Here is a 16,092-nt window from a genome sequence, read left to right as displayed (position 1 = left end):
GGACGGCGCAGTGGCCGCACACCCTGCGGCGCGGGCCGGTCTTCATCCGAGGTTTTCCGTGCTTCCATCCGTCTCCCTGCTGGAATCGTTCCAGGCATCGCAGTTCACCGTCATGCTGGTGATCTACCTCGTGGCCATCACGGCCGAAGCCATGTCGGGCGCGCTGGCGGCGGGCCGGCGCAACATGGACATCTTCGGCGTGGCCGTGATCGCCTTCGTCACCGCGCTGGGCGGCGGCACCATCCGCGACATGGTGCTGGGCCACTACCCCATCGGCTGGACGCAGCACCCTGAATATGTCTACCTGGTCATCTCGGCCGGGCTGCTGACCATCGTCGTGGCGCGCCACATGCACCATCTCAAGCAGGTCTTTCTGCTGCTGGACGCCATGGGGCTGATCGCCTTCTCGCTGATCGGCTGCAACGTGGCGCTGGAGCTGGGCTACCCGCCCGTGGTGGTGGTGATGTCGGGCATGTTGACCGGCATCAGCGGCGGCATTCTGCGCGACGTGCTGTGCAACCAGGTGCCGGTCGTCTTCCGGCGCGAGCTGTACGCCAGCGTGTCCCTGGCCGTGTGCCTGCTGTTCCTGGGGCTGCGCACGCTGGACGTGGGCTCCAACCTCAGCACCGTCGTCTGCTTTGCCGGCGGACTCACGCTGCGCCTGGCCGCCATCCGCTTCAAGTGGCGCCTGCCCGTGTTCTCCTACCAGCAGCGCTGGGAGGAGTAGTTCTGCCCCTTGCCCATGTCCGAACCCATTGACTGGCTGCCCGATGGCACGCCCTACAGCCCGCGCTTCGGCGACCGCTACCACAGCGAACTCGGCGGCCTGGACCAGGCCCGCCACGTCTTTCTGGGCGGCTGCGGCCTGCCGGCGGCCTGGGCCGATGCGCCGCAATGGCGCATCCTGGAGACCGGTTTCGGCTTCGGGCTGAATTTCCTCGTGGCCTGGGAAGCCTGGAAGGCCGATCCCCGGCGCCCGAGGCTGCTGCATTTCGTCTCGGCCGAAGCCTTTCCCGTCAGCGCCGACGCCATGCGCCAGGCCATGCCGCGCGAGCCAGGATTGCGCCTGCTGGCCGAGGAGCTGGCCACCCGGTTCCAGGGCCTGCTGCCCGGCGTGCACCGCCTCGCCTTCGAGCAGGGCCGCGTGCTGCTGACGCTGTACATCGGCGATGCCCAGGCCATGCTGCGGCGCCAGCAGCTCACGGCCGACAGCATCTACCTGGACGGCTTCACGCCGGAACTCAACCCCGACCTCTGGAGCGCCGATACCCTGCGCGCGCTGGCGCGCCATTGCCGGCGCGGCACGCAGCTGTCCACCTGGTGCGTGGCGCGCACGGTGCGCGATGGCCTGGCACAGCACGGCTTTCAGGTGCGCAAGGTCGATGGCGTCCCACCCAAGCGCCACAACCTGCATGCCGTCTTCGACCCGGCCTGGCAACCGCGCGGGCCGCGCGGGCCGGGAGCACAGCCGCAGGAACCCATCACCCCACGGCGCTGCATGGTGCTGGGTGCAGGCATCGCCGGTGCGGCCGCCGCCGCCAGCCTGTCGCGCCGTGGCTGGCAGGTCACCGTGCTGGATGCTGCCGACGCGCCTGCAGCGGGCGCCTCGGCCCTGCCCGCGGGCCTGTTCTGCCCCCATGTCTCGCCCGATGACAGCCTGCTGTCCCGCCTGAGCCGCGACGGCGCACGCCTGACCCTGGCGCAGCTGCAAATGCTCTCCGGCCAGGGCCTGCTGCAACCGGGCTCGGACTGGTGCGATACCGGCGTGCTGGAGCACGGCGTGGAGGCCGCCCCGCGGCTGCCGCGCGACTGGCAATCCCCCGGCCCGTGCGACCACTGGAGCCGGCCCGCAAGCGCCGATCAACTCTCGGCGGCCGGCCTGCCCGCCGACGCCCCTGCCTGCTGGCATGCGCAAGCTGGCTGGGTACGCCCGGCACGGCTGGTGCAGGCGCAACTGGCGCTGCCGGGCGTGCGCTGGCAGGGCCGCGCCTGCGTGGCGCGTCTTGCACGCACCGACACAGCCGGTGGCGCGCCCGTCTGGCAGGCCCTGGATGCACAGGGCAATCTGCTGGCCGAGGCTGAACTGGTCGTTCTTGCACTGGGCCCCGCAACGAATGCGCTGCTGGAGCACAGCCTGGGCGCCCAGGCCGCCTGGCCGCTGCAGCCCATACGCGGCCAGGTCAGCTGGGATGTGCACACCCCGGCCAGCGCGCAGGCCATGCCGCCCTTTCCCGTCAACGGCCATGGCAACCTGGTGCCTGCCATGCCGCTGCCCGGCGATGCAGCCGGGCCAGGCTGGGTCATGGGATCGACCTTCGAGCGCGACCAGACCGCGCTGCCGCCCAGTCCCGAAGACCAGGCCGCGGCCCATGCAGCCAATGGCGCCAAGCTGGCGCAGCTGCTGCCACGTGCCTACCAGGGCCTGCAAGGCTTCTTCGACGCGCCACCGCGCGCCACCTGGGGCGCCGTGCGCGTGGCCTCGCCAGACCGGCTGCCCGTGGTCGGACCGGTGTCCGATCAGGCTCCCGGCCTGTGGGCGCTGACGGCCATGGGCTCGCGCGGGCTCACGCTGTCGCTGCTGTGCGGCGAGCTGCTGGCAGCACGCCTGCACGACGAACCGCTGCCCCTGGACGCCAGGCTGGCGGCTGCCCTGGCCAGCGAGCGCCTGGGCCGCAGGCGCTGAGCCGTTGAACCGCCCGGCCGCTGAACGGCACAGCATTCACACAACGGCCTGAAAGAAAACCCGAGTCTTCCCGCAGACGGTTTTTTGTCACTCGTTATGTTTTCTAGTGCATATCGCTAGAATCCGGAACCTGTTTTCAAAAGGAAACAACCAGCCGCTCCCCGCGTTCAACTACACAAGAACCTGAAACCGTGACCCGCCAGCCCCGCTCCTGCGCTCCCGCATCCTCACCCGCCCTCTGCTCACCCTCGTTCCGCCTTCGCTCCACGCTGACACACGCCCTGCTGCTCGCAGGCCTGGCCGCCAGCACGCAGGCGCAAGCCCAGGTCGAGGCCCAATCGGGTGCGCCTGCAGCCCAGGCTTCGCAGACCTTCCAGTTGGGCACGGTTGACGTGCACGGTGCGCGTGATGAAGCAGAGGCCATATCCGGCGATGAACAGCGACTGGGCGCCGCCGAGATGCGCCAGCGCAATGCCGACACCGTGGCCGACGCCGTGCGCCTGCTGCCGGGCGCCACGCTGTCGCGCAACAATCGCAACGAGGAAATGATCTACCTGCGCGGCTTCGATCCGCGCCAGGTGCCGGTCTTCGTGGACGGCGTGCCGCTGTACGTGCCCTATGACGGCTATGTGGACTTCGGCCGCTTCACCACGTTCGACCTGTCCGAGATCCGCGTGGCCAAGGCTGGCGCATCGCTGATGTATGGCCCCAATACGCTGGGCGGCGCCATCAACCTGGTCACGCGCAAGCCCGTCAAATCATTCGAGGGCGATGCGCGCATCGGCGCAGGCGCAGGCGGCGAACGCAAGGCCGCCGTGAACCTGGGCGGCAACCTGGGCACCTGGTACTACCAGCTGGGCGCCTCCTACCTGGACGCGGACAGTTTTCCGCTGCCCAAGGGCTTCAAGGACTTCAAGAAGCAGCCCACCGACACGGGCAACTACCGCGACAACGCCTACCGCACGGACAAGCGGCTGTCGTTCAAGCTGGGCCTCACGCCCAATGCCACGGACGAATACGCGCTGGGCTATGTGCGCCAGGAAGGCGAGAAGGGCAACCCCGTGTATACCGGCAGCGCCACGGGCAAGAACGTCATCCGCTACTGGCGCTGGCCCTATTGGGACAAGGACAGCGTGTACTTTCTGAGCACCACGCGCATCAATGCCGACAACCTGCTCAAGACACGCATCTACCACGACACCTACCAAAACGGCCTGGACATGTACACGGACGCGAGCTACACGCGCCATGACCCCACCAGCAGCTACAAGGACGTGAGCCAAGGCGCCAGCGTCGAGTGGGCCAACTACAGTTTCAAGGGCCATGCGCTGCGCCTGGGCGCGCACTACAAGATCGACGAGCACACCGATGCCGCCTCGGCCAAGGACCCCAGCAAGCACTACCGCGACGTAACGCGCTCGCTGGTGGTCGAGGACACGATCTCCCTGGCCGAACGCTGGAGCCTGAACCTGGCGCTCAGCCACGACCAGCGCGATGCGCGCGAGGTCTACCAGTGGCCCACGGGCTCCGCCAGCGCCACCAATGGCGTGGCCAAGCTCGGCTATGCGCTGGGCGGTGGCAGCGAGGCGTATTTCATCGCCTCGCACAAGACGCGCTTTCCCACCATCAAGGACCGCTACTCGGCACGCATGGGCACGGCCCTGGCCAACCCCGACCTGCAGCCCGAGACCGCCAACCACCTGGAGCTGGGCGTCAGCGGCTCGCCCTGGCAGGGCGGCCAGGGCCAAGCCGCGCTGTTCTACAGCCGCGTGCGCAACCAGATCCAGACCGTGGTCGTGGCGTCGGCCGAATGCGGCGGCACCACCTGCAACCAGGCGCAGAACGTGGGGCGCACGCGCAACATCGGCATGGAGCTGTCCCTGGCCCAGCAGCTGTCGGCACAGTGGAGCATGAACGCCGGCTACACCTACCTGAACCGCCGCAACACCAGCGACTCCAGCATCACGCTGACCAACACGCCGCGCCACCGCCTGCTGGCCGGCGTTCAGTGGCGTCCGCTGGCGCAGTGGGAATTCAATGCCGAGGTCGAGACCGAGAAGGGCCGCTACGTGCCGCTGTCGGGCAGCGGCCAGCTGCAGACGCTCAAGCTGCCCGGCTACGGCATTGCCAACCTGCGCGCACGCTACAAGCCGCGCAGCGACATCACCGTGGACTTCGGCGTGGCCAATATCGGCGACAAGTGGTACCAGTTCGATGACGGCCTGCCCATGCCGGGCCGCAGCTGGTATGTCAACCTGGGCTATCGCTTCTGAAACCGGGTCGGAGACTGTGCCCGTGCCCGATTCCATGGAACCGATCTGCCACCCTCGCCGTCGCCTGCTGGGCGCCCTGCCCGCGCTGGCAGCCCTGAGCGGCTGCGCCGCCCAGCCGGCCGAACCTGCCAGCGTGAACGTGGCCGTGGTCGGCGGCCTGTCGCTGTGCGGTGTGTGGCCGCACCTGGCCGACGCGGCGGGCCGCAGCCTGGGCCTGTCCGTGCGCACCGCCGTTGCCGCGCCCAAGGAGGGCGTGATCCCCGCCATGGCCCAGGGCCGCGCCCAGCTGCTGCTCATCCACGCCAGCGACGAAGCCATGTCGCTGGAGGCTGCCGGCCTGGCATCGGCCGCGCGTGTCTGGGGCTGGAACGAGCATGTGTTCGCTGGCCCAGCGCATGATCCGGCCGGGGTGCGCGGCGCGGCCGATGGCGTCGAGGCCATGCGCCGCATCGTTGCCAGCGGCTCGCCCTTCATCGCGCTGCGCGACCCCGGCAGCTATACCGTGGTCCAGCGGCTGTGGCGCCGCGCCGGCATACGGCCCGACGCACGCTGGCTGCGCGCCGATACCGGGCCGCGCCCCCAGGCCGTGCTGCAGTTGGCGGCCGAGCTCCAGGCCTATGCCGTGGTCGGCCATATCCCGCTGCATTTCGGCAAGATGGGCGCGCCCGGCATCGAGCTGCTGCTGCACGGCGACCCGCTGATGCGCCGGCCCTATGTGCTGCTCACGCCCGGGCCGCGCCATCCGGCCGACGCTGGCCAGCGCCGCAGCGCGCAACGGCTGGCCGAGCATCTGCTGTCCGCACCGGGCCAGCAGGAACTGGCGCTGGCCAATGTGGCAGCCGGAGGTCCCTGGATCTTCGGGCGCGACAGCATGCCCCTGGTCAACGACACCGGCGGCGGCCAGGAGTAAAAACCTGCCTGGATTCCACAAGCACCGCATGCCATGAACTCACCTGCCACCCTGCCCCTGGCCGCCCTGGTCCATCCAGACGACGAGCATGCAATGGAGCTGCTGCTCGAACGCGTGGCACGCCGCCTGCAAGGCGCGGGCTGGCGCGTGGGCGGCCTGGTGCATCGCCAGGACCGCTATGCCAACGGCAACAAGCGCATGCAGCTGTTCGACCTGCGCAGTGACCGCCAATTCGAGCTGTCCCAGGACCTGGGCTGCGCCTCGCGCGCCTGCAGTCTCAACCCCCAGGCCCTGGCCCAGGCCAGCGCCGTGCTGCGCCAGGCGCTGGACGATGGCGTGGATCTGGTGGTGATCAACCGCTTCGGCATCGTCGAGGCCTCGGGCCAGGGCTTTGCCGCCGAATTCGCGGCCTTTGTCGAGGCCGGCACGCCCGTGCTCACGGCCGTCACAGCCCGCCATCTTGAAGACTGGCGCAGGTACACCGGCAGCCTGCATGCCGAGCTGGCAGCCGATGAGGTGCAGATCGAGCAATGGTGCCAGGCACAGCTTGAGCGCCGTGGCTGCGCCAGCCCCATCCCCTGATTTTCATGACCGATCTTCTGTTCACCCGCCGCCGCTGGCTGGGCCAGGCCATGGCGGCACTGGCCTCATCGGCTCTTGTTCCCGGCCATGCCCAGGCAACCACGATTGCCGCCCGCATGGGACAGATGCCGGACCCCGCCAAGCTGCGCCGCGTATTCGCGGCCGGACCGCCCGCAGGCGTGCTGGTGGCCACGCTGGCACCGCACAAGCTGCTGGGCTGGCCCCAGCAGCTGGACGATGTCTCGCGCGCCTATCTGGGGCCCACACTGCAGGCGCTGCCGCATCTGGGCCGCCTGTCCGGGCGCGGCAGCACCATGCCGCTGGAGTCGCTGCTGAAGCTGCAGCCCGACCTGGTGCTGGACGCCGGCACGGCCGATGCCACCTATATCTCGGCCACCGAGCGGCTGGCACGCCAGACCGGCCTGCCCTGCGTGCTGATCCAGGGCTCGCTGACCGACCACGCACGCCAGTTGCGCGAGGTCGGCGCCCTGCTGGGCGAGGCCGCACGTGGCGAAACCCTGGCCCGCCATGCCGATGCCGTGGCGGCGCTGGCGCAGCGTGCCACCCAGGGCCTGGCACCGGCCGAGCGCCCGCGCGTGTACTTCGCGCGCAGCGCCAACGGCCTGGAAACGGGGCTGGCGGGCTCCATCAATGTGGAAGCCGTCGAATATGCGGGCGGGCGCAATGTGGCGGCCGATGCAGGGCGTGGCGGGCTCACGCGCGTGTCCATGGAGCAGATCCTGGCCTGGGACCCGCAGGTCATCGTCACGCAGGAACCCGGCCTTGCCGAGCGCATGCGCCAGGACCCGCTGTGGCGCGGCGTGGCCGCCATGCGCTCGGGCCGCGTGCACTGCGCGCCGGTCTGGCCCTTCGGCTGGCTGGATGGTCCGCCCGGCGTCAACCGGCTGATCGGCGTGCGCTGGCTGCTGGAAAAGCTCCACCCGCAGGCGCCGGCACTGCAGGGACTGCCGCCGTTGGAACGCGAGGTGCGCGACTTCTATCGCCTGTTCTACGGCGCCGACCTGTCGCCCGCAGCGCTGGGCAGGCTGATGGAGACCGCGCGTTGATGCCTGCCACAGGCCACCGCATGGGGTGGGTGCTCGCGCTGGCCTTGCTGGCCGCCGTGCTGCTGTGGGCGCTGGCGGCGGGTCAGTTCTCCATCGCGCCGCAGCAGCTGTGGCAGTCGCTGCTGGCGCGCGCCACGGGCACGGCGTCCCCCTTGTCCGCCAGCGCCGAGACCGTGCTCTGGAACATCCGCCTGCCGCGCATCGCCGCAGGCCTGGCCGTGGGCGCCACGCTGGCGGCGGCAGGCGCGGCCTACCAGGGCATGTTCCGCAACCCGCTGGTCTCGCCCGACATCCTGGGCGTCTCGGCCGGTGCCGGCCTGGGCGCGGTGCTGGGCATCTTCCTGGGCTGGTCCATGGCGGCCGTGCAGGCCCTGGCCTTTGGCGGCGGGCTGGCCGCCGTGGCCGTGGTGGTGGCCATCAGCGCCAGCGTGCGCCGCCATGACCCGGTGCTGGTCCTGGTGCTGGCCGGCATTGCGCTGGGCGCGCTGCTGGGCGCGGGCATCGCCCTGGTCAAGACGCTGGCCGACCCCAATACGCAGCTGCCATCCATCACCTTCTGGCTCATGGGCGGCCTGAGCGCCGTGACCCTGCCCGAGCTGGGTGCCACGGCACCCGTGATGCTGTGCGCCCTGCTGCCCCTGATGCTGCTGCGCTGGCGCATCAACCTGCTGGGCCTGCCCGACGAGGAGGCGCTGGCCCTGGGCGTGCCCGTGGCACGCCTGCGCCTGCTGCTGGTGGCCTGTGCCACGCTGGGCACGGCGGCGGCCGTGTCGCTGGCCGGCATCGTCGGCTGGGTGGGGCTGGTGGTGCCGCATGTGGCGCGCCTGCTGGTGGGCCCCAATTTCGTGCGCCTGCTGCCGGCCTCGGCGCTGCTGGGCGCGGGCTTCGTGGTTGCGGCCGACACCCTGGCGCGCAGCGCGACGCGCATCGAGCTGCCGCTGGGCATTCTCACGGCCCTGGTCGGCGCGCCCTTCTTTCTCTACCTGCTGTCGCGCACGGGGCGCAATGACTGAAGTGCAGGCCCCACCCGTGCTGCAGACGCTGGCCCTGGCCACGGGCCATGGGCGCCGGCGCGTCAGCCAGGGGCTTGACCTGGCCATTGCCGCAGGCGAGGTGCTGTGCCTGCTGGGCCCCAACGGCTGCGGCAAGACCACGCTGTTCCGCACCGTGCTGGGCCTGCTGGCGCCGCTGGCCGGAGAGGTGCGCGTGCAGGGCCAGCCCGTGCACAGCTGGCCGCGTGCCGAGTTTGCGCGGCGCGTGGGCTATGTGCCCCAGGCTCAGGCCGGCGTCTTCGGCTTCGAAGCGCTGGACATGGTGCTCATGGGCCGTGCCGCGCGCCTGCCTGCGCTGGCCCGGCCTTCAAGTGCCGACCGTGCCCTGGCGCTGGGCTGCCTTGAGCAGTTGGGCATCGCCCATCTGGCGCTGCGCCCCTATACCGAGCTGAGCGGCGGCGAGCGCCAGCTGGTGCTGATCGCACGCGCCCTGGCCCAGGAGCCCGCGCTGCTGGTCATGGACGAGCCCACGGCCAGCCTGGACTTCGGCAACCAGATCCGCGTGCTGGACCAGATTGCCGCGCTGCGTGCACGCGGCATGGCCGTGCTGCTGTCCACCCACCAGCCCGAGCATGCGCTGCAGGTGGCCGACCGCATCGCCCTGCTGGGCCGCGACGGACTGCAGGCCTGCGGTGCGGCGGAGCAGGTGGCGACACCGGCCGCGCTGGCTGCGCTCTATGGGGTGAGCGAGGCGGCGGTGGCGGCGCGGCTGCCGGCAATCCCTAAGGTCTGGGCGGGCGCCACTTCCAACACGGCGGCGGCGTCAAGGGCCGGCCTGCATCCTTGAGCAAGCGCTGCAGCAATTGCTGCTCGCTGTGGATGGAAGGATCGGCCAGCAGCCGGGCAAACCGGGTTCCTCCGTCCTGCATGCCGAGCGGGGCGGACGCTTGCATCAGCCACTCCAACTGGCGGCGCCGGGCCCGGGCCGCGGCGCGCTCGGTCGGGGTTTTGGCCAGCCGGCGTTGAATCGCCAGCCCAAAGCCCTCGTCCAGCACGGTCGATGAGCGCTGCGTCAGCAGGTGGGCTACATGCAGGCAGTCGGCCTCGCGCGCCGGGGTTTTGCCCATCGCTTCGGGTTTGCAGGCATCCAGCAGCGCCTTGTAGCCCGTCAAGGGAAAGGCTGTCCAGATACCTATTGCAGTGATCACCGCGCCTTCCTCGAGCCGGTAGTTCGGACTGCCACCCAGCGCCTGCAGCTCCTGTGCCGTGGGCGGATGGCGCAGCAAAGCGGACTGCATCCAGCGCACGCCGTCATACATGTGCAGGTCCGCGTAGCGGCTTTCGCGCGCTGCAACCAGCAGTTCCTGCGGTCCCAGCGCCTGCTGCATCAGCGCAGAGAAATTGCTGGGCTCCAGCGCCAGCCAGCGGCGGGCAGCCTCGGAGCGCACTTCGCCTTCGTCCTCAGGGGCCTTGGAGGCCAGCAGTTGATAGGCCAGCGCATCCTGCCCTGCCCGCTCCAGCGCGTCCTGGCGCCAGCCCTCGGCCTGGCTGACAGCGCTTTTGTCGCGGGGCGACAGATTGATCAGGATGGCCGCAAAGGCCAGATCGCGCCCGCTGCCGGAACCGGCCAACTGCGCCGCCACGCGATGCAGATACGCATCCCAGGCTGATTCCTGTGCGGATTTGTCGGGTTCAGGCATGTCAGCTGTGTGCGCTGCTGACAACGGGGACGGCGGCGGTGCCGGCTTCTGGGCCTGCGCCTGAGCAGCAGTTGCCAATGCCAAGGCCAGCCCGATGGCGGCACAACGGTTTCGCATTCTGAAATCCTCCCTCTGGCCGGAAAGCATATCGGCCGCTCATGCGTTTGACATGCCCAGCCCCACAAAGCCTGCTGCCATTCACTTATATCCATATCCACATACTTGCAGGACAAAACAATCGTTTGCTTCTATAAGGCCATTGCTTACATTTCCGTCCATGCAGGGTTCTGCGCGCGTTTCCCGCAAGTGCCTCGGTGCCACGCAATGAACCCCTGCACCGCCGCCACTGGCGGCAGTCGAAGACCCCACATCCGAAGCGCCATGTACCAATACACCGAATTCGACAAACAGTTCATCCGCCTGCGCGCCGAGCAGTTCCGTGACCAGCTCGAACGCTGGCAGGCCGGCAAGCTCTCGGAGGATGAGTTCAAGCCCCTGCGCCTGCAAAACGGCTGGTATGTGCAGCGCTACGCGCCCATGCTGCGCGTGGCCGTGCCCTACGGCGAACTGTCCAGCGCCCAGTTGCGCGTGCTGGCCCGCGTGGCCCGCGAGTATGACCAGCCCGACGCCGCCCTGCTGGCCGAGGCCCGCGCCACCCAGGACCGGCTGGGCGACATCCCGCTGCACGACGGCCGCCGCATCGGCTCCGACCTGAAGTTCGGCTACGGCCACTTCACCACGCGCACCAACGTCCAGTACAACTGGATTCCGCTGTCCAAGGCCGCCGACGTGATGGACCTGCTGGCCAGCGTGAACCTGCACGGCATCCAGACCAGCGGCAACTGCATCCGCAACATCAACAGCGACGCGCTGGCGGGCATTGCCATCGACGAGATCGCCGACCCCCGCCCCTTCACCGAAATCCTGCGCCAGTGGAGCACGCTGCACCCCGAGTTCAGCTTCCTGCCGCGCAAGTTCAAGGTCTCCATCAGCGGTGCCGAGGAAGACCGCGCCGCGCTGGGCTGGTACGACGTGGGCCTGCAGTTGCTCAAGAACGAGGCTGGCGAGCTGGGCTTCAAGGTGCGCGTGGGCGGCGGCATGGGCCGCACGCCCACCATCAGCCCAGTGCTGCGCGAGTTCCTGCCCTGGAACCAGCTGATGAACTACCTGGAAGCCGTGATCCGCGTCTACAACCGCTACGGCCGCCGCGACAACGCCTGGAAGGCGCGCATCAAGATCCTCGTGAAGTCCGAAGGACAGAATTTCATCGACCAGGTCGATGAGGAATTCCGCCAGATCGTCGAGGTCGAGGGTGGCCCCCACACCATCACGCAAGCCGAGTACGACCGCGTGGCCGCCAATTTCCGCGAGCCCGAGCTGGACCTGTCGCCCGCCAATGCCGAGGCCGAGACCCTGGCCCTGCTGCGCACGGCCGCCGAGGAAGACAAGGACTTCGGCCGCTGGCTGACCAGCAATGTGCGCCCGCACCGCCACCCGCAGTTGCGCGCCGTGCTGCTGTCGTTCAAGCGCCTGGGCTACGCGCCGGGCGACGCCACGGCCGACCAGATGGATGCCGCCGCCGAGCTGGCCGACCAGTTCTCGGCCGGCGAGATGCGCGTCACCCACGAGCAGAACCTGCTGCTGCCCTGGGTGCGCCGCGACCAGTTGCCCCAGCTGTACAAGGCGGCCAAGGCCCTGGGCCTGGCCAAGCCCAATATCGGCCTGCTGACCGACATGATTGCCTGCCCCGGCGGCGACTTCTGCTCGCTGGCCAATGCGCGCTCCCTGCCCATTGCCGAGGCCATCACCGAGCGCTACCAGGACCTGGACGAGCTGTGGGACCTGGGCGAGATCGACCTGCACATCAGCGGCTGCATCAACAGCTGCGGCCACCACCACAGCGGCCACATCGGCATCCTGGGCGTGGACAAGGACGGCAAGGAGTGGTACCAGATCACGCTGGGCGGCGCCGACGGCTCCCACCTGTCCGGCCCGGCCACTCCCGGCAAGATCATCGGCCCCTCGTTCAGCGCCGCCGAAGTGCCCGGCGTGATCGAAGCCCTGCTGGCCACCTACCGTGAGCAGCGCCAAAGCGAAGGCGGCCGTTTCGAGACCTTCATCGCCACCGTGCGCCGCGTGGGCATCGACCCGTTCAAGGCCGCCGGCAATGCCGCCCGCCACCCCGCCAAGCACACCGAGGAAGCGGCCGCCTGACCCCAGGTGAGAGCCGCAGGAGATCCCCATGAAAATCATCGCCGCCCACGAGCACCAAAGCCCGGCCGAAGGCCAGCAGACCATCATCGCCCCAGCCAATGACGCCGATCCCTTCACGCTGGACCTGACCGGCGTGCAGCGCATCGACCTGCACTTTCCCAAGTTCACCGACGGCCGCGCCTTCAGCCAGGCCCGCCTGCTGCGCAAGCGCCTGGGCTTCCAGGGAGAAATCCGCGCCACGGGCGACGTGCTGATCGACCAGCTGGTGCAGATGCAGCGCTGCGGCTTCGACGTGGCCGTACTGCGCGAAGGCGTGGACATCTCCGATGCCCAGCGCCAGCTGGACCGCTTCCACGGCTTCTACCAGGGTGATGCCGTCCATCCCGAGCCCCACTTCGTCAAGGCGGCCTGACATGGGTGCGCAAAGCTTTCTGTCGCGACAGGCATCGGCCAAGGCCACCGAGGTCAACGGCCGAGCCAGCAGCGGCTTTGCCGACAAGCTGGCCGCCACCGAGGCCTTGCTGCGCGAGGCAGCGGCGCTGGGCGCCGAGGCCGTGACGCAGGCCTCCAGCCTGGGCGCCGAGGATGTGGTGATCACCGACATCATCCACCGCCTGGGCCTGGACATCCCCGTCTTCGTGCTGGACACCGGCGCGCTGCACACCGAGACCCTGGCCCTGCTGGAGCGCACCCAGTCGCTGCCCGGCCTGAGCGTCAAGGTCTACCGGCCGCAGCTCGAATCGGTGATCCACTTCATCCGCGACAACGGCCAGGACGCCATGTACCGCAGCATCGAGCTGCGCAAGGCCTGCTGCGGCGTGCGCAAGATGGAGCCGCTGGCGCGCGCGCTGGCCGGCAAGAGCGCCTGGATCACGGGCCTGCGCCGCGAGCAGTCCAATGCCCGCGCCGACGTGCCCGCCGTGGACCGCAGCGAGGTCGAGACCAAGGGCCTGACCAAGTTCAACCCGCTGACCGACTGGACCCAGGGCGATGTCTGGCACTACATCGCCAGCCATGGCGTGGACTACAACCCGCTGCACGACCAGTTCTATCCCAGCATCGGCTGCGCACCCTGCACGCGCGCCGTCAGCCTTGGCGAAGACTTCCGCGCCGGCCGCTGGTGGTGGGAGGACGAAGCGGCCAAGGAATGCGGGCTGCACGCCAAGAAGTGAAACGACAGCGTTTGACACCGATTTGATTGGAAACCAAGAAATGAACGCCCGTGTGGACACCTCCGTGCTGAGCCATCTCAGCAACCGCCACCTCGACGCCCTTGAAGAGGAAACCATCTTCGTGCTGCGCGAAGTGGCCGCCGCCTTCGAGCGCCCCGCCCTGCTGTTTTCGGGCGGCAAGGACTCGCTGGTCATGCTGCGCTGCGCCGAAAAGGCCTTCGGCAAGGGTCGCATCCCCTACCCGCTGCTGATGATCGACACCGGCCACAACTTCCCGGAAGTGACCGATTTCCGCGACCTGCGCGCCAAGGAGCTCGGCGCCGAACTCATCGTGCGCAGCGTCGAGGACTCCATGGCACGCGGCACCGTGCGCCTGGCCCATCCGGGCGAAAGCCGCAACGTCCACCAGTCGGTGACGCTGCTGGAGGCCATCGATGAATTCCGCTTCGACGCCCTGATCGGCGGCGCGCGCCGCGACGAGGAAAAGGCCCGCGCCAAGGAACGCATCTTCAGCCACCGCGACAGCTTCGGCCAATGGCAGCCCAAGGCACAGCGCCCCGAACTGTGGACGCTGTTCAACACGCGTCTGGCCCCCGGCGAGCACTTCCGCGTGTTCCCCATCAGCAACTGGACCGAACTCGACGTGTGGCAATACATCGAGCGCGAGCAGATCGCCCTGCCCAGCATCTACTACACGCACAAGCGCGAAGTGGTGGAACGCCGCGGCCTGCTGGTGCCCGTGACCGAACTCACACCGCCGCGCGACGGCGAGGAAGTCGTGGTGCGCGACGTGCGCTTTCGCACCGTGGGCGACATCACCTGCACCTGCCCCGTGGAAAGCGATGCCGCCACGGCGGCCGACATCGTGCTCGAAACCCTGGCCGCCGATGTCAGCGAGCGCGGCGCCACACGCATGGACGACAAGACCAGCGAAGCCTCCATGGAAAAGCGCAAGAAGGACGGATATTTCTGATGACCACCGCAAGCATTGCCGCCGGCGCAGCCGTTGCGGATTCCCCCGCCACCGAGGCCTCCAACGCCTCGGCCCTGCGCTTCATCACCTGCGGCTCCGTCGACGACGGCAAGAGCACGCTGATCGGCCGCCTGCTGGTGGACACGCGTGCCGTGCTCCAGGACCAGCTCGCCGGCGTCACCAAGAGCGGCGAGACCGACCTGGCGCTGCTGACCGACGGCCTGTCGGCCGAGCGCGAGCAGGGCATCACCATCGACGTGGCCTACCGCTACTTCGCCACCGAAAGCCGCAAGTTCATCATCGGCGACGCGCCGGGCCATGAGCAGTACACGCGCAACATGGTCACCGCCGCCAGCAGCGCCGACGCCGCCGTGGTGCTGGTCGATGCCACCAAGCTCGACTGGAAGAACCCGCAGCTCACCCTGCTGCCGCAGACGCGCCGCCACAGCCTGCTGGCCCACCTGCTGCGCGTGCACTCGCTGGTGTTTGCCGTCAACAAGCTCGACGCCGTCGAAGACCCGCAACTGGCCTTCGTCCACATCCGTGGCGCGCTGCAGCGCTTCACGGCCGAGGCCGGCATCGCCTCCGCGGCAACCGTGCCCGTCTCGGCCCTCAAGGGCTTCAACGTGGTCAACGCCGAGCCCGGCTGGGCCGGCTACGACGGTCCCAGCCTGCTGCAACTGCTGGAGCAGTTGCCCAACACGCCAACCGACACCGGCCTGGCGCTGGCCTTCCCCGTGCAGTGGGTGGAGAAATTCTCGTCCTCGGCCGATACCAGCCAGGGTCGCCGCGTGTTCTGGGGCCGCGTGGCCGCAGGCCGCGCACGCGTGGGCGACGCCGTGCAGATCCTGCCCAGCGGCCAGCAGGCCGTGATTGCCCAGGTGCTGGACCATGCCCGCGTTCCCGGCTCCATCGACGCAGGCCTGTCGGCCGGCATCACGCTGGACCGCGAGGTCGATGTCTCGCGCGGCGACTGGCTCGTCGCAGCCCCTGCGGCTGCAGCGGCCGCTGCCGATGACGACTTCGACGCCCAGGAAGCGCAGCCCGCATGGCCCAGCAAGCGCGAGTTGACTGCCACCGTGGCCTGGATGGACGAGCAGCCGCTGGTCCCCGGCCGCACCTACCTGGCGCTGCATGGCCACCGCTGGATCAAGGCCAAGGCCCGCCGCGTGGTGCACCGCCTGAACATCCACACGCTGGCCCAGGAAGAGGCCACCCAGCTGGAGCCCAACGCCATCGGCCGCGTGGAGCTGCTGCTGCAGGAAAGCATTCCCGCAGCGCCCTTCGCCCAGGCCCGCCAGCTGGGTGCGCTGATCCTCGTGGACACGGCCAGCCACGCTACCGCAGGCGCTGCACTGCTGGATTGAGCAACTGGACAGTCCCGCTTCGCGAGCCGGCACATGCCGGCTCGTGGGCTTTCAGAAAACCGCAGCAGTCCGCGCCAGAATCTCTTGCATGTGCAGGACCGTGTTCCGAAAAATTCTAGAATCCCGGGTTGATACCGACATTCACACCGCAAATAAAAG

Annotated in this window: 14 protein-coding genes; 13 read left to right on the top strand and 1 reads right to left on the bottom strand. The window is 69.1% G+C overall.

Going from position 1 to position 16,092, the window contains the following annotated elements; genetic code table 11:
- Nucleotides 1–58 precede the first annotated feature (58 nt).
- From ACF8ML_RS20710 to ACF8ML_RS20675, 8 genes are all read left to right on the top strand, one after another.
- On the top strand, nucleotides 59–727 hold the full coding sequence (locus tag ACF8ML_RS20710; protein WP_016453307.1) for a trimeric intracellular cation channel family protein: 669 nt from the start codon (nucleotides 59–61) through the stop codon (nucleotides 725–727).
- A 15-nt stretch (nucleotides 728–742) separates the two neighbouring features.
- Complete coding sequence (gene mnmC, locus ACF8ML_RS20705) at nucleotides 743–2,683, top strand: FAD-dependent 5-carboxymethylaminomethyl-2-thiouridine(34) oxidoreductase MnmC (RefSeq protein ID WP_392407844.1); 1,941 nt, start codon at nucleotides 743–745, stop codon at nucleotides 2,681–2,683.
- Nucleotides 2,684–2,874: 191 nt separating this feature from the next.
- A complete protein-coding gene (locus ACF8ML_RS20700) occupies nucleotides 2,875–4,956 on the top strand; it encodes a TonB-dependent siderophore receptor (protein ID WP_065345061.1) in 2,082 nt (693 codons plus the stop codon).
- A gap of 22 nt (nucleotides 4,957–4,978) precedes the next feature.
- Nucleotides 4,979–5,866 (top strand): tungsten ABC transporter permease, encoded by an 888-nt coding sequence (locus ACF8ML_RS20695; RefSeq protein WP_228676870.1) that lies wholly within the window; start codon nucleotides 4,979–4,981, stop codon nucleotides 5,864–5,866.
- A gap of 33 nt (nucleotides 5,867–5,899) precedes the next feature.
- Entirely contained in the window at nucleotides 5,900–6,448 is a 549-nt protein-coding gene (locus tag ACF8ML_RS20690; RefSeq protein ID WP_065345060.1) for a DUF2478 domain-containing protein, read from the top strand.
- Between the two features lie 5 nt (nucleotides 6,449–6,453).
- On the top strand, nucleotides 6,454–7,515 hold the full coding sequence (locus tag ACF8ML_RS20685) for an iron ABC transporter substrate-binding protein (protein WP_047326851.1): 1,062 nt from the start codon (nucleotides 6,454–6,456) through the stop codon (nucleotides 7,513–7,515).
- Nucleotides 7,515–8,528: an iron ABC transporter permease gene (locus ACF8ML_RS20680; protein ID WP_047326850.1), complete on the top strand. Its 1,014-nt coding sequence runs from the start codon at nucleotides 7,515–7,517 to the stop codon at nucleotides 8,526–8,528. The genes ACF8ML_RS20685 and ACF8ML_RS20680 overlap by 1 nt, the downstream gene beginning before the upstream one ends.
- The gene (locus ACF8ML_RS20675) at nucleotides 8,521–9,354 is read left to right on the top strand and encodes an ABC transporter ATP-binding protein (RefSeq protein ID WP_047326849.1); all 834 of its coding nucleotides are present in this window, start codon (nucleotides 8,521–8,523) and stop codon (nucleotides 9,352–9,354) included. The genes ACF8ML_RS20680 and ACF8ML_RS20675 overlap by 8 nt, the downstream gene beginning before the upstream one ends.
- On the opposite strand, the gene ACF8ML_RS20670 is transcribed toward ACF8ML_RS20675, so the two are convergent.
- A complete protein-coding gene (locus tag ACF8ML_RS20670) occupies nucleotides 9,290–10,207 on the bottom strand; it encodes a hypothetical protein (RefSeq protein ID WP_392407843.1) in 918 nt (305 codons plus the stop codon). The two genes, ACF8ML_RS20675 and ACF8ML_RS20670, sit on opposite strands and share 65 nt — an antisense overlap.
- A gap of 381 nt (nucleotides 10,208–10,588) precedes the next feature.
- Here ACF8ML_RS20670 and ACF8ML_RS20665 point away from each other — a divergent pair, with 381 nt between their 5' ends.
- The 5 genes from ACF8ML_RS20665 to ACF8ML_RS20645 are packed head-to-tail and all read left to right on the top strand — an operon-like array spanning nucleotide 10,589 to nucleotide 15,933.
- The gene (locus ACF8ML_RS20665) at nucleotides 10,589–12,421 is read left to right on the top strand and encodes a nitrite/sulfite reductase (protein WP_392407841.1); all 1,833 of its coding nucleotides are present in this window, start codon (nucleotides 10,589–10,591) and stop codon (nucleotides 12,419–12,421) included.
- 28 nt (nucleotides 12,422–12,449) lie between these two features.
- Nucleotides 12,450–12,833, top strand: coding sequence for a DUF934 domain-containing protein (locus ACF8ML_RS20660; RefSeq protein WP_392407840.1), 384 nt, complete (start codon nucleotides 12,450–12,452; stop codon nucleotides 12,831–12,833).
- Nucleotide 12,834: 1 nt separating this feature from the next.
- Nucleotides 12,835–13,593 carry a phosphoadenylyl-sulfate reductase gene (locus ACF8ML_RS20655; protein ID WP_013801647.1) on the top strand — a complete coding sequence of 253 codons (759 nt, stop codon included), beginning with the start codon at nucleotides 12,835–12,837 and terminating at the stop codon, nucleotides 13,591–13,593.
- Nucleotides 13,594–13,633: 40 nt separating this feature from the next.
- Complete coding sequence (gene cysD, locus ACF8ML_RS20650) at nucleotides 13,634–14,566, top strand: sulfate adenylyltransferase subunit CysD (RefSeq protein WP_016448348.1); 933 nt, start codon at nucleotides 13,634–13,636, stop codon at nucleotides 14,564–14,566.
- Nucleotides 14,566–15,933 (top strand): sulfate adenylyltransferase subunit 1, encoded by a 1,368-nt coding sequence (locus tag ACF8ML_RS20645; protein WP_047326845.1) that lies wholly within the window; start codon nucleotides 14,566–14,568, stop codon nucleotides 15,931–15,933. The genes cysD and ACF8ML_RS20645 overlap by 1 nt, the downstream gene beginning before the upstream one ends.
- Nucleotides 15,934–16,092 lie beyond the last annotated feature (159 nt).

The organism is Delftia sp. WSY_10 (assembly GCF_043104705.1).
GTDB lineage: Bacteria > Pseudomonadota > Gammaproteobacteria > Burkholderiales > Burkholderiaceae_C > Comamonas > Comamonas tsuruhatensis.
The sequence above is the reverse complement of the archived record's forward strand: the minus strand, read 5'-3'. Positions and strand labels throughout refer to the sequence as shown.